Here is a 12,804-nt window from a genome sequence, read left to right on the forward strand (position 1 = left end):
CGCTGGCCGTCATCCTTCGCGCCGGCGGACGAGTTCCGACACGACGACTCCCGTCCGAAACGCGGAGCTCTCCACGAGGTCGAACCGCTCCGGACGGTACGGCCGTTCGCCGAACAGCGGGATGCCGTCGCCGAAGAACAGCGGCTGCCGCTTGAGCACGAGCCGATCGATCTCGTCGGCGAGCGTCGCGGCCAGGGCCCCACCGCCGCACAGCCAGATCGCTCCACCCTCCTCGTTCTTGAGCCGCTCGACCACGGCGCGCGGATCCTCGGACGTCACCTCGAGGTTCTCGCCGTCTGCTGTGTGCGTGCGACTGAACACGATCTGCCGGAGGTGGCGGTAGGGGCTGGGCACTCCGCCGACGGCATAGGTGTTCCAGCCCATCAGCACCGTGTCGAACTCGGTGCGCTCCTGACGGATGCCGAGTGCGGCGGCCGCGTCGGTCGGGATCGTGTCGGCGAAGCGATCGTTGATGGCATCCATGTGGTCTCCCTCGACCAGGAAGGCATCGAACTCGCCGTTCGGACCGGCGATGTAGCCGTCGAGCGTGACGGCGACGTAGTACACGAGTTCTCGCATGATCTCTCCATTCACCACAGTTGTCGTACATGAAACTACAACGGATGTAGTGATTCTGCAATCGTCAGATGCCTGTTGACAGCAGGCGGGGGAGAGGACTAGCTTCTTGGTATATACCAAGATGGTCTATACCAACCCGTCCGAAGAAGGTCGCGCCATGGAACCCACCGCATCATCCACCCCGGCATCCGGTGAGAGTACGACCCGCATGAAGCGGGAGCTGGGCCTCTACGCATCGTTCGCCGTGGCCTTCGGCTTCGTGTCGATCGCGACCGGCATCTTCACCACCTACGGTGCGGTGCTGGGCAGCAGCGGGCCGCGGGGGATCTGGGCCTGGCCCATCGCCGTCGTCGGCCAGACCATGGTCGCGCTCATCTTCGGCGCCCTCGCCGCGCGCATCCCGATCAGCGGCTATGCCTACCAGTGGGTGTCGCGCCTCGCGAATCCGATCCTCGGATGGCTGACCGGATGGGTGTCGTTCGCGTTCCTCGTGATCGTCGTGGTGGCGGTGGACTACACCATCGCGGCAACGATCCTCCCCGAGCTCTTCGGCTACAGCCCGACACCGGCGAACTGCTGGGTGATCACCGCCGTCGTCATGCTCCTCCAGGCCATCCTCGTCGCGATCAGCACCAAGGTCACCAACCGGGTGAACGAGGTCGCGGTCACGGTGCAGATCATCGGGATGATCGGCATCACGGTGCTGCTCTTCGCCGTCGGCGCCGCGCTCGGCCGCCTCGACTTCACGCAGCTCTTCGCCACCGCACCGGTCGCCGAGGCCGGCTACTGGGACTTCGGCGGTCTCACCGACGCAGGACCCTTCCCCCTCGCCTTCCTGCTCGGGGCCTTCACGATCGTGGGGTTCGAATCGGCCGCCAACCTCGCCGAGGAGACGAAGAACCCCGAGCGTGTCATCCCGCGCGCCATGGTGCAGGCGGTCATCGCGCTCGGAGTGCTCGGGATGCTGTTCCTGATCGCGGTGACCGCTCTCGCGGGGGACACGACCGAGCTCGCGAAGTCCGCCACACCGGTCGCGACCGTCATCACCTCCGTGCTCGGACCCGTCGTCGGCAAGGCTCTGCTGGTGCTCGTGGTGATCTCGATCTTCTCCTGCGGACTCGTGATCACCCTCAGCGGCACCCGCCTGATCTGGGCGATGTCGCGGGACGAGCGCTTCCCCGCCTGGCAGCTCCTGCGGCGCGTGCACCGCAGCCGGCACACGCCGGTCGCGGCGACGCTCGGCTACCTCGTCATCACGCAGGCGATCCTGGCGCTCTTCAGCGGCACGGCCGACGCGCTCTTCATCCTGTTCTCCGCGGCGACGCTCCTGCCGGCGATCATCTACGCGGGCACCGTGCTGCTGTACATCGTGAAGAGGAAGTCGCTCCCGGCCAGCAAGGGCTTCACCCTGGGTCGCTGGGAGGTCCCGGTGCTGATCCTCGCCAGCGTCTGGCTGGTCTACGAGCTCCTCATCTTCCGGGACGTGTCCTTCGAGCAGCCGCGACTGTACGTCGGGATCATGCTCGTCATCGGCATCGCCTACCTCGTCTATCTGCTCGTCACGCGCGGCCGGAAGGGGCTGACCATGCCCGACATGGCCGACGTCGACCGCGCCTTCGATGAAGACACAGCCACCCCGACCGCGTAAGACTGCTCGTAACCACTGAAGGAAGAACCACCATGTCGTCGCACTCTCCGTCCCGCCCCGTCGCCATCATCGGCGGAGGAATCGTGGGATCGGCCCTGCTGTACACGCTCGCGCACCGGGGGGTCGACGCCGTGCTCCTCGAGTCCGAATCCGCCCTCGCGCTCGGGGCGAGCGGCACCAACTCCGGCGTCCTGCACACCGGATTCGACTCGACTCCCGGGCAGCTCGAGACCGCGCTGATCCTGCGCGCGGCCCGCATCCGCCCGGCGGTGCTCGATGCTCTCGGGGTTCCGGTGCTCCACACCGGCGCTGAGCTCGTGCCGCACTCCGCCGAGGACCACGAGACCGTGCGCGCCCTCGCAGAGAACGCCGCTGCGAACGGCGTGGAGGTCGAGGTGCGCGGGTCCGACGGCGCGCTGCTCGTGCCGGGCGAGTCGGTCAGCGATCCCGTGGCGTTCGCGCTCGCGCTCGCCGCGTCCGCCGTCGCAGCGGGCGCGCGGATCGAGCTCGAGGCGCGCGTGACGGCGATCTCTCCGATCGCCGACGGCCTGGCGCTGGAGACCGCGGACGGCAGACGCCTCGAGGTCGCCGCCGCGATCAACGCCGCCGGCCTGTATGCCGACGAGGTCGCGCGACTGGTGGGCGATGACTCGTTCGAGATCTATCCCCGCAAGGGCGAGTTCTTCGTGTTCGAGCTGCCCGACGGGCAGACGCTCGACCGCATCATCCTGCCCGTGCCGACCAAGCGCACCAAGGGGGTGCTCGTCTTCCCGACCCTCGACGGCAAGGTCGTGGCCGGACCCACGGCCGTGGACCTCGACGACAAGGACGACTGGTCGGTGCGGCCGGAGGCGCGCGACGAGATCCTCGCGAAGGCCGTGCAGCAGTATCCCGCACTCGACGGCCTCGAGCCCGTCGCCAGCTACGCGGGCCTGCGTCCGGCGGGACGGGGCAGCAACTACGTGATCGGCCGGTCGGAGAAGAACGACCGGCTCATCAACGTCGCAGCGATCCGGTCGACGGGTCTCACGGCCTCCCTGGGCATCGCCGACCACGTGGCGGAGATGCTTCCCGAGCTCGGCATCGAGGTCCGCGAACTGCGTCCGTCCACGGTTGCGGCGACACCGGCATCCGACGGCCCGTGGTGGCTCCGCACCGCGCGCCACCACCGCACCCCCACCCTCTGAACCCGTGGGGCGGAGGGATCGAGCCTCCGCCCCACGCTCCACGCTCCACCGAAGGAACACCATGACCACCGTTCTGGCGATCGATCAGGGCACATCCGGCACCAAGGCCGTCGTCGTCGATGAGGCCGGCGAGGTGCTCGCCCTCAGCGAGGTGTCGGTGCGCCCGACCTATCTGCCCGGCGGCGGCGTCGAGCACGACCCGCAGGCGGTCCTCGACTCGGTGCTGCGCGCCGGACGGATCGCCGCCAACCAGGCGAAGGCCGACATCGACATCGTCACGCTCGCGAACCAGGGCGAGACGGTGCTGGCCTGGGATCCCGACACCGGCCTGCCGCTGTCGAACATGATCGTGTGGCAGGACCGGCGATCCGAGTCGGTGTGCGCGGAGCTGCGCGACCACGCCGACGACATCGCCACGCGCACGGGGCTCGTCCTCGACCCGTACTTCAGCGCTCCGAAGCAGGCCTGGCTCCGGCGCAACGTCACCCGCGAAGGCGTCGTCACGACCTCCGACACCTGGCTGCTGCATCAGCTCACGGGCGAGTTCGTGACGGATGCCTCGACCGCCAGCCGCTCGCTGGTGATGGACCTCGACACCGCGACGTGGGACGCCGGACTGCTCGACCTCTTCGGTCTCGGCGACGAGCGGATGCCGGCGATCCTCGCCTGCGACGACATCGCCGGGTCCACCACCGCCTTCGGCGGCACCGCCGCGGTCGGCGGACTCATCGTGGACCAGCAGGCCGCGCTCGTCGCACAGAACTGCCTGCGGCCGGGCGAGGCGAAGTGCACCTTCGGAACCGGCGCCTTCCTGCTCGCGAACACGGGTCGCACCGCGGTCCGGTCCTCGGCGAACCTGTCGTCGTCGGTCGCGTGGCGGCAGGGCGGACAGAACACCTACTGCCTCGACGGACAGGTCTACACCGCGGCATCCGCTGTGCAGTGGCTCGAGAAGCTGACGTTCATCGACACCGCGGCCGACCTCGACCGCGTCGCCGCCGACGACGCCCATGGCGTGCTGTGCGTGCCGGCGCTCGCCGGACTCGCGGCTCCCTGGTGGCGGCCGGATGCCACGGCGACCTTCACCGGCATGACCCTGTCGACCGGCAGCGAGCACCTCGTGCGCGCGGTCCTGGAGGGGATCGCCGCGCAGGTCGCCGAGCTCGCTCGAGCCATGGCATCCGATCTCGGTCAGCCGCTGCAGCGTCTGCGGGTCGACGGGGGCCTCACGCAGAGCCGTGTGCTCATGCAGGCCGTCGCCGACCTGATGCGCATTCCCGTGGACGTGTATCCCTCGCAGCACGCGACGCCGCTCGGTGCGGCCGCCCTCGCGCGCTGCGCGATGAACCCGGAGCTCGCGCTCGACGACGCGATCGTCGCGTGGTCGCCGTCGCACACCTTCGAGCCGCAGTGGACGGATGCCCGTGCTTCCGAGTTCTCCGATCGCTGGCGGTCCGTCGCCGATTCCCTCGTCTGAATCCCGCCCGCACACGAACCCAGGAGTGACCCGTGGCCCTCGACCCCGTCGCGTACCAGCCCTACCAAGACCCCGACGACTTCATCCGCGAGGTGACCGACCTCATCTGGGTCGACCGTTCGATCAGCTTCATCCGTGAGAACTACGAGCCCGACTCGATCGTGCACGGCGGGTTCGGCACGGCGACGACGCGCGAGGAGGTGCTCGAGGGCACGCTCATGCGCATCGCCGAGTCGCCGGACCGGGTCAGCCAGACCGAGGACATCGTCTGGGAGCCCCGCGGGGACGATGCCTTCCTCAGCTCGCACCTGGTGGTCGTCGGCGACCTGCTCTCGCCGCGCGTGAGCCGCACGATCGCCAACTGCCTCTACCGCCGCGGTCGCATGGTCGAGGAGTGGGTCGTGCGCGACACCCTCGCCGAAGCGCTGCAGGACGGACTCGACCCCGACGAGGTCGCGAGGGATCACGCGTTCCGGGGGTACGTGGCGAGCTGGACCGACCCCGCGCCGGTCGATCCGATCTCTGCGGGCGACTCCGGTGTGCGACCCGACGAGCACCGTGCCGACGTCGAGACCGTGCTCGAGATGATCGGGACCGTGTGGAACGACCGCGACCTTCGTGCCGTCGAGCGGTTCTTCCACCGGGACCTGACTCTCCTCACCGTGGGGAACCGGCACATCATCCGTCCGGAGGGATATCGCCGCGCCCTGCTCGCACTGCTCGAGTCCTTCCCCGCGGGGACGTTCGAGGTGCGCGACGTGCAGGCGCATCACGACATCCGCTACGCCGGCACGCGCGTCGCCGTGACATGGAAGTTGGTCGGCGACTACACCGGCGTGCCGAACTACGGGCCTCTCACGGGAAAGCCCGTCGACCTGCTCGGCATCTCGCAGTTCACCCTGCATCAGGGCGCCATCGTGAAGGAGGTGCGGCTGTGGGACGACGTCGCGCTCCGCACGCAGATCGCGAGCATGCGCGGCGACGAGCCGGTGGGGCCGTCCAACATCTACTGACGCTCGCCGCCGGCGCCCTCGATCCCAGAGAAGAGGGACATGGCCGCCGCCGAGGAGGCCATGTCAGCGCCAGGGATCGAGGCCGTGCTTGCCGATCGTCGACCCGGCTTCGAGTCGGGCGAGCACCGCGGGGCCCTCGTCGAGCGCGTGCATCTGCGGGGAGCCGGGGGTGTAGACGCCCTGCGCGATGAGATCGTCGAGCTCCGTGAGCAGATCGCGGTACGCGGCGCGCGCTGCGGCTGCCAGCGCGCCGATGTGCAGGCCGCGCAGCTGTGCGTGATGCTCGAAGATCAGCTCCTGCGTCGACACAAGGGCGGGGCCCGAGGCGGAGCCGAAGATCACCACTCGTCCGGTGAAGGGCTTCGCGACCGCCAGGCTGACGCCGAGAGTCGCCTGTCCGACGGATTCGAGCACGAGGTCGACGGGTCCGACCGCGTGGAGCACCGTCTCCCCGAGATCGGGCCGTCGGCTGTCGAGGATCACGTCGGCTCCCAGCGTTCGGAGCACATCGTGCTTCGCGGATGCCGCGGATGCCACGACGCGCGCACCGTGGTGGCGGGCGAGACGGACCGCGGCCTGACCGACGCCACCCGCCGCAGCGTGGATGAGGACCGTCTCTCCCCGTTCGAGACCGCCCACGGTGCGCAACGCGGCGGCCGCGGTCGCCCAGTTGAGGATCATGCCGAGGGTCTGCGCGTCGCTCCAGCCCGCGGGCACCCTGATCGATTCCGCCGCCGTCACCGCCGCGTACTCGGCGAAAGCACCCGGCCCGCTCCCGATGATGCGCGTGCCGAGAGGCAGCGGGTCCGCGACGCGAGGGCCGATCTCGACGATCTCCCCCACCGCCTCGAAGCCCGCGCGATACGGCGCCTGCGGACCGCCGCCGTAGATCCCACGGGTCTGCGAGACGTCGGCGAAGTTCACGCCCGCGGCGCCGACCCGGATCAGATACTCACCCGGCGCGGGTCGGGGTCGGGGCACCCGCAGGAGGATCAGGTCCTCGGGACCGTCGAGTGTCTGCTGAACGAGGGCACGCATGTCGGTGTGAGTGTCGCGCATGCCGAGAATCTACGAGCCTGCCACCAGTGGCAAGGTCAACCCCCGTCGACCCGGCTCTCCAACTCGTCGAGGTAGGCATCGAGAGCGTCCTCCTGCTCCCGAAGCGCGGCGATGCGCGTGGAGAGGCGATCGCGATAGCGCTGCACGTCGCGCAGCAGCTCCTCGTCGGTGACGTGCTGCCCCTGCGTCTCCTGCAGCACCCGTCGGATGAGCCGCACGGGCAGGCCGGAGTCGAGCAAAGAGCGGATCGTGAGCACGCGATCCACGGTCCCTGCACAGTAGTCGCGGTATCCGCCCTCCGTGCGACCGGGCACGATCAGGCCCTGGTCCTCGTAGTACCGCAGCGATCGCGGGCTGGTGCCGCTGATCGACGCGGCCTCGGAGATCCTCATTCCTCGACCGCCCGTGCGGCCGGCACGCGGAGCGCGGGGAGCAGCACGAAGTCGACGAGCTCCGCGACCGCTTCGGCCTCGAGGGAGCGCTGACGGAGCATCACGCTGCCGAAGGCCGCGGTGGGCACGATGCCGGCGACGAGCGCCACCGGCACGTCGGCGGGAACCGTGCCGCGCTCGATCCACCGCTCGATCACGGCGACCAGTGCGGCCACCGGAGGCTCGCCGATGGTCCGGTATGCCACGTCACGCAGCTCCGGGTCGCGTCCGATCTCGCTCAGCAGGCTCGCGAGCACGTGTCCCGAGCGCTCGTCCGATCGGGCGAAGTGCATCGCGGCGGCGATCAGATCCCCGCGCAGGGTTCCGGTGTCGGGGGTCTCGGTCGTGATGTGCAGGGCGCGCACGGCGGCCACGACGAGATCGACCTTCGAGCTCCACCGTCGGTAGATCGCCGACTTGCCGCACTGGGCCCGCTGAGCGACGCCGGCGATCGTCGTTCCCGCATATCCGCTCTCGACCAGCAGATCCTGCGTGGCGAGGAGGATCCCGCGCTCGACTTCGGGATCGCGCGGACGACCCGATGCCCTCGACTCTTCGCCACTGTCCATGAGCACCCATTGTACATTCCGGGACCGGCTGGTACCGTAATGCAATAACGGGACCGTTGAGAACCGTAATACCTCCTCGGTCCATCTTCATCGACCAAGGAGCACGCCATGACCGCATCACCCACCGCCGAGCGCGTCGCATCGCGACCTCGGCTCCGTACCGCCGTCATCCTCATCACCGCCGTGATCGTCGCTGTCGCCGTGAACGCGGCCATCGCCGCCGTCGCGATCGCTGCGGGCGCACCATCGACCTACGGCCCACTCACCCTTCCCGCCTACGCCCTCTTCACGACTCTCGGTGTCGCCGCCGGGTGGGCGGGATGGGTGCTCGTCCACCGCCGCGCCCGCGACCCCCGACGCACGCTCCGAGTCCTGGTGCCGGTCCTGACGGTGCTGTCGTTCGTGCCCGACGTGCTGCTCCTCGCCTTCGGGTTCATCCCCGGCACGACCACGCCCGCCGTGATCGCCCTGATGCTGATGCATCTGGTCGTCGTCGCCGTAGCAGTGCCGGCCTCTGCGCTCGCGATGCGGATGCCGGCGCGCACCGTCTGACCCGTGCGCACATCCTCGGGAGGTACGTTGGAGATTCCGCGCGCGGTCGTCGCGCGGGGAGCTCGACGGAGGGGAACCCGGACATGCGCACATTGGTGATCGGCGCGACAGGCAGCATCGGCGGCGTGGTCGCGACCACTCTCGAGAGCCGTGGGCATGAGGTCATTCGGGCATCGCGGAACTCCGAACCCTCGGTCGATGTCACCGACCCGGCATCCGTCCGTGAGCTCTTCGCCGGACTCGACGACCTCGACGCCGTGGTGGTCGCGGTCGGTTCCGTCGGCTTCAAGCCGCTCACCGAACTCACTCGAGACGACTATCTCGCCGCGTTCACCAAGAAGACCCTCGCACAGATCGAGGTGCTCTCCCAGGCCCTTCCGCACGTGCGCGACGGCGGGTCGATCACGCTGACGAGCGGCGTGCTGGCTCGCGAGCCCCTCGCCACCGGTGCAGCCGCCGCGATGGCGAACGGGGCCCTCGAGTCGTTCGTGCTCACGGCGGCCGCCGAGGCGCCGCGCGGCATCCGCATCAACGCCGTCTCGCCCGACGTGCTCGCGAACTCGCCCGGCTATCACGCCGCCTTCCCCGGACACCGCCCCGTGACGGACGACGAGGTGGGTACCGCCTACGTGCGCGCCGTCGAGGGCGTCATCAACGGCCGGGTCCTCGCCGTCTGAGCAAGCATGCCGGGGCTAGGCTCTCGGCATGCGTGACCCCCGGCATTTCGAAGGGCTGGCCGACGTGTACGCGGCAGCTCGGCCGCCGTACCCGACCGCACTGTGGGATGCCGTCCGCGACCTCGGCGTTCTGCAGCCCGGGCGCCGCGCCCTCGACCTCGGCGCCGGCACGGGCCAGGCGACCGGTCCGCTTCTGGCGGCAGGGCTTTCGGTGACAGCGGTCGAACCCGGTCCTCGGCTCGCCGAACAGCTGCGGATGCGGCATCCCGAGGCCACCGTGCTCGTCGATCGCGCCGAAGACGTGGAGCTCCCGCCGGAGTCGTTCGACCTCGTCGTCGTCGCCACCGCCGTCCACTGGATGGACCTCGGGATCCTCCTGCCGAAGCTGCACAGGGTGCTCGCCGCAGGAGGGCACCTGCTCGTCTGGCGCACCGTGTTCGGGGATGCCGCCGCTCCGGTGACGCCGTTCCGCGAACAGGTGACCAGGATCGTGCACGACCGTCAGGCGCTGGACGACCCGGGAACCGACACCGAGGATGCCGCGGCGACCGCGGCATCCCTGACGGCATCCGGTCTGTTCACTGTCGCCGACATCTCACGGTTCCGGTGGGACGTCGAGCTCGACGTCGACCAGGTGCGCCGGCTGTTCGCCACCTTCAGCAACTGGTCCGCAGAGGAGGTCGACCGCGCGGCTTCTGCCGCCCGCGACCTGGGCGGGCGCGTCGTCGAGCACTACTCCTCGTGGCTCATCGTGCTCCGACCGACGGATGCCGCCATTCCTCCGCGCGGGAGCTGAGGGCGCACGTCGTGGAGGGATGCCGCTCCGAGGCAGGGCACGGCGACGAGGTCTCCTTCGCGCAGATCCCCCGGAAGCATCGCGACCGGATGCGGCCACGACGCATCGCCGACGTCGCCGGGGATGAGCTCGATGCGCGCGCTCCTGCTGCACGAGGCGCGTCCGATGAGCCGGCATTCGCTCCACTGCGCGGTGACGCCGTCGAACCTGCAGTCGGTCAGGGCGATCCTCTTGTCCTCCTGGGTGTCCACGCGCAGCGTGATGCGGAAGACCAGCACGGTCACGTCGGTCCCGCCGGTGAGTGCGCGCTCGCGCGGTCGCCCCGGACGAGGAAGGTCCCCGGTGAGCACGGCAGGGGTGCCGCTGACCTCGGCGAGCCTGATGAGCGAGACGCCCGCGACGACGACGTCGGAGACGGTCGCCTGGGTGTGCACGGGCCAGGAGTCGACGGCGAGCGGGGACGGGATGCTCAATCGCATCGTGGGGAGGATCTCGGTGAGAGTCATGTCTCTGTCTTAGGTGCGGGACGACGCACGGGGAACGCCTCCACACGGAACCCATGCGGCCTTCCTGCGAACCGTCATCGGGTCACCGCGGGTAGGCTCGGCTCCGTGATCACTTCGCCGCAGACCCCGCCGTCGGGCTGACCGTGGAGATCATCGACAGCATCGGCGTGGTGGGTGAGGTCATCGGCTGGGTCGGCCTCATCGTCGGCCTCCCGCTGCTCCTGATCGCTCTGCTGACGCGCAGCATCCAAGGCGGCCACACCCGCATCAGGATCGCGATCCTCGAGGACCTCGAGGATCGGCCGATGGCGCTCTGGTCGGCGGGCGACCGCACGTACACGAGAGCGCTGACGCCCTCGGAGACACGCCACCTCGCCGACACCGCGGAGCCGTTCGGCTACGTCGCCGACCGCGATCCCGAGCGTCTGCGCCTCGAAGCCCGGTCCCCCTTCGAGCGGGCCTGCATGACGATCTCGTTCGTGATGCTCGGAGCGGCCGTCATCGGCTTCGCCGCATCGTTCCTTCCCGTCTTCTGGAACTAGGTCGAGCGCCGCAGCGTCGGCCCGACGACAGCGGCCGAGTCCGGCGGCAGCAGCAGCGTTCCGGCATCCGCCACGACCGGTGCGGTCGAGATCAGCACCGCGGCATCCGCCGCGAGTCCGAACTCCGCCGACCCGCTCGAGAGATTGACCAGCACCGCGAGCCCACCGCGGTCGATCCGGTACACGCGATGCGCAGGGGAGCCGTCGGACTCCTCCACGGACACTTCGGTGCGTGACGCATCGGGATCGGTCAGCTCCGGGCGCTCCCGCCGCAGCGCCGCGAGCTCCCGATACAGGGCGAGCAGCCGCGCGTGGGCGGGTTCCGCGAGCTCGCGCCACTCGAGGTGCGAGCGCTCGAACGTCGCCGGGTCCTGCGGGTCGGGCACGGCATCCGCGTCCCAGTCCATCTTCGCGAACTCGGCCTTGCGCCCCTCCGACACGGCGCGGCCGAGCTCGGGTTCGGGATGCGAGGTGAAGAACTGCCAGGGCGTCGAGGCGCCCCATTCCTCGCCCATGAACAGCATGGGCGTGCCGGGCGCGGTCAGGGTGAGCACCGCGGCGATCGCGAGCCGCTCGGCCGAGAGCGTCGCCGACAGGCGGTCGCCCGCAGCGCGGTTGCCGATCTGGTCGTGATCCTGCGCGAAGGTGACCAGACGCCAGGTCGGGACCTCCCGCGGGATTGGCGAGCCGTGCGGGCGCCCGCGGAACGACGAGAAGGTGCCGTCGTGGAAGAACCCACCCTCCGAGACCTTGGCGACGGCATCCTCCGCGGCGAAGTCGGCGTAGTACCCGGCGGTCTCTCCCGTGAGGGCGACGTGCACGGCGTGATGCCAGTCGTCGGACCACTGGGCCGTGAGTCCGTAGCCGCCGGCCTCTCGAGGAAGGATCAGGGTCGGGTCGTTCAGATCCGACTCCGCGATGAGGCTGAGCGGACGATCGAGCAGCGCCGAGAGAGCGTCGACGCGCTCCGCGAGCTCGCGCAGGATGTGCACCGGCTGCTCGTCGTGCAGGGCGTGCACGGCATCCAGCCGGAGACCGTCGACGTGGAGGTCGCGCAGCCACATCAGCGCGTTGTCGACGATGTACTCGCGCACGGCCCGCTCGTCGAGATCGACCGAGTCGCCCCAGCCGGTGTTGTCGCCCGACCGGAGATACGGACCGAACTCGGGCAGGTAGTTCCCGCTCGGGCCCAGATGGTTGTAGACCACGTCCTGGATCACCGCGAGTCCGCACGCATGCGCCGCATCCACGAACCGCTGGTACGCCCGCGGACCGCCGTACCCCTCGTGCACCGCGTACCAGAGCACGCCGTCGTAGCCCCAGTTCCAGACGCCGTTGAAGGCGTTGACCGGCAGCAGCTCCACGTGCGTCACGCCGAGGTCGACGAGGTGACCGAGGCGTCCGACCGCCGCGTCGAGCGTGCCCTCCGGCGTGAAGGTGCCGAGATGCAGCTCGTAGATCAGTCCGCCCGCGAGCTGCCGACCGGTCCACGCGTGATCCGTCCAGGCGAAGTCCGCCGGGTCGAATGCCGCTGACGGGCCGTGCACCCCCTCGGGCTGCCGTCGCGAACGCGGATCGGGGCGCAGCTGCTCGCCGTCGTCGATCAGGAAGCCGTACCGGTCGCCGTCGGCGAGAGCGAGATCGATGCCCCACCAGCCCTCCGCCCGGGCATCCAGCTCCCGCTCCTCGATCGTCGCGCCGTCGCCGTCGAGCAGCCGCACCCGCATCCGTCGTGCGCGCGGAGCCCAGACCTCGATCACCGTGCGAG

At 69.8% G+C, this 12,804-nt stretch carries 14 protein-coding genes; 8 read left to right on the forward strand and 6 right to left on the reverse strand.

Features of this window, described 5'->3' with window-relative positions; genetic code table 11:
• Nucleotides 1–9 precede the first annotated feature (9 nt).
• Nucleotides 10–579 carry a dihydrofolate reductase family protein gene (locus MRBLWH11_RS05210; protein WP_341946990.1) on the reverse strand — a complete coding sequence of 190 codons (570 nt, stop codon included), beginning with the start codon at nt 577–579 and terminating at the stop codon, nt 10–12.
• A 157-nt stretch (nt 580–736) separates the two neighbouring features.
• On the opposite strand from MRBLWH11_RS05210, the gene MRBLWH11_RS05215 reads away from it, so the two are divergent.
• The 4 genes from MRBLWH11_RS05215 to MRBLWH11_RS05230 all read left to right on the forward strand — a co-directional run bounded on the left by MRBLWH11_RS05215 (nt 737) and on the right by MRBLWH11_RS05230 (nt 5,904).
• Nucleotides 737–2,227 carry an amino acid permease gene (locus MRBLWH11_RS05215; protein WP_341946991.1) on the forward strand — a complete coding sequence of 497 codons (1,491 nt, stop codon included), beginning with the start codon at nt 737–739 and terminating at the stop codon, nt 2,225–2,227.
• Between the two features lie 32 nt (nt 2,228–2,259).
• Nucleotides 2,260–3,414, forward strand: a complete 1,155-nt coding sequence (locus MRBLWH11_RS05220; protein WP_341946992.1) for an FAD-dependent oxidoreductase — start codon at nt 2,260–2,262, stop codon at nt 3,412–3,414.
• Between the two features lie 61 nt (nt 3,415–3,475).
• Nucleotides 3,476–4,891 (forward strand): FGGY family carbohydrate kinase, encoded by a 1,416-nt coding sequence (locus tag MRBLWH11_RS05225; protein WP_341946993.1) that lies wholly within the window; start codon nt 3,476–3,478, stop codon nt 4,889–4,891.
• A 32-nt stretch (nt 4,892–4,923) separates the two neighbouring features.
• Complete coding sequence (locus MRBLWH11_RS05230; RefSeq protein WP_341946994.1) at nt 4,924–5,904, forward strand: ester cyclase; 981 nt, start codon at nt 4,924–4,926, stop codon at nt 5,902–5,904.
• Between the two features lie 63 nt (nt 5,905–5,967).
• On the opposite strand, the gene MRBLWH11_RS05235 is transcribed toward MRBLWH11_RS05230, so the two are convergent.
• The 3 genes from MRBLWH11_RS05235 to MRBLWH11_RS05245 are packed head-to-tail and all read right to left on the reverse strand — an operon-like array spanning nt 5,968 to nt 7,963.
• Entirely contained in the window at nt 5,968–6,963 is a 996-nt protein-coding gene (locus MRBLWH11_RS05235; RefSeq protein WP_341946995.1) for a zinc-binding dehydrogenase, read from the reverse strand.
• A gap of 35 nt (nt 6,964–6,998) precedes the next feature.
• Nucleotides 6,999–7,355, reverse strand: a complete 357-nt coding sequence (locus MRBLWH11_RS05240; protein WP_341946996.1) for a MerR family transcriptional regulator — start codon at nt 7,353–7,355, stop codon at nt 6,999–7,001.
• Nucleotides 7,352–7,963 carry a TetR/AcrR family transcriptional regulator gene (locus tag MRBLWH11_RS05245; RefSeq protein ID WP_116633368.1) on the reverse strand — a complete coding sequence of 204 codons (612 nt, stop codon included), beginning with the start codon at nt 7,961–7,963 and terminating at the stop codon, nt 7,352–7,354. The genes MRBLWH11_RS05240 and MRBLWH11_RS05245 overlap by 4 nt, the downstream gene beginning before the upstream one ends.
• Before the next feature lie 108 nt (nt 7,964–8,071).
• On the opposite strand from MRBLWH11_RS05245, the gene MRBLWH11_RS05250 reads away from it, so the two are divergent.
• The 3 genes from MRBLWH11_RS05250 to MRBLWH11_RS05260 all read left to right on the forward strand — a co-directional run bounded on the left by MRBLWH11_RS05250 (nt 8,072) and on the right by MRBLWH11_RS05260 (nt 9,988).
• Nucleotides 8,072–8,515: a DUF6069 family protein gene (locus MRBLWH11_RS05250; RefSeq protein WP_341946997.1), complete on the forward strand. Its 444-nt coding sequence runs from the start codon at nt 8,072–8,074 to the stop codon at nt 8,513–8,515.
• A gap of 83 nt (nt 8,516–8,598) precedes the next feature.
• Nucleotides 8,599–9,192, forward strand: coding sequence for a short chain dehydrogenase (locus tag MRBLWH11_RS05255; protein ID WP_341946998.1), 594 nt, complete (start codon nt 8,599–8,601; stop codon nt 9,190–9,192).
• Nucleotides 9,193–9,220: 28 nt separating this feature from the next.
• Nucleotides 9,221–9,988, forward strand: coding sequence for a class I SAM-dependent methyltransferase (locus MRBLWH11_RS05260; RefSeq protein ID WP_341946999.1), 768 nt, complete (start codon nt 9,221–9,223; stop codon nt 9,986–9,988).
• On the opposite strand, the gene MRBLWH11_RS05265 is transcribed toward MRBLWH11_RS05260, so the two are convergent.
• Nucleotides 9,925–10,494 (reverse strand): hypothetical protein, encoded by a 570-nt coding sequence (locus MRBLWH11_RS05265; protein ID WP_341947000.1) that lies wholly within the window; start codon nt 10,492–10,494, stop codon nt 9,925–9,927. The two genes, MRBLWH11_RS05260 and MRBLWH11_RS05265, sit on opposite strands and share 64 nt — an antisense overlap.
• A 143-nt stretch (nt 10,495–10,637) precedes the next feature.
• Here MRBLWH11_RS05265 and MRBLWH11_RS05270 point away from each other — a divergent pair, with 143 nt between their 5' ends.
• Complete coding sequence (locus tag MRBLWH11_RS05270; RefSeq protein WP_341947001.1) at nt 10,638–11,036, forward strand: hypothetical protein; 399 nt, start codon at nt 10,638–10,640, stop codon at nt 11,034–11,036.
• Here the strand turns inward: MRBLWH11_RS05270 and treZ are convergent.
• Nucleotides 11,033–12,796, reverse strand: a complete 1,764-nt coding sequence (gene treZ, locus MRBLWH11_RS05275) for a malto-oligosyltrehalose trehalohydrolase (RefSeq protein ID WP_341947002.1) — start codon at nt 12,794–12,796, stop codon at nt 11,033–11,035. The genes MRBLWH11_RS05270 and treZ overlap by 4 nt on opposite strands.
• Nucleotides 12,797–12,804: the final 8 nt, after the last annotated feature.

The sequence above is a fragment of the Microbacterium sp. LWH11-1.2 genome, assembly GCF_038397745.1.
Classification (GTDB): Bacteria; Actinomycetota; Actinomycetes; order Actinomycetales; family Microbacteriaceae; genus Microbacterium.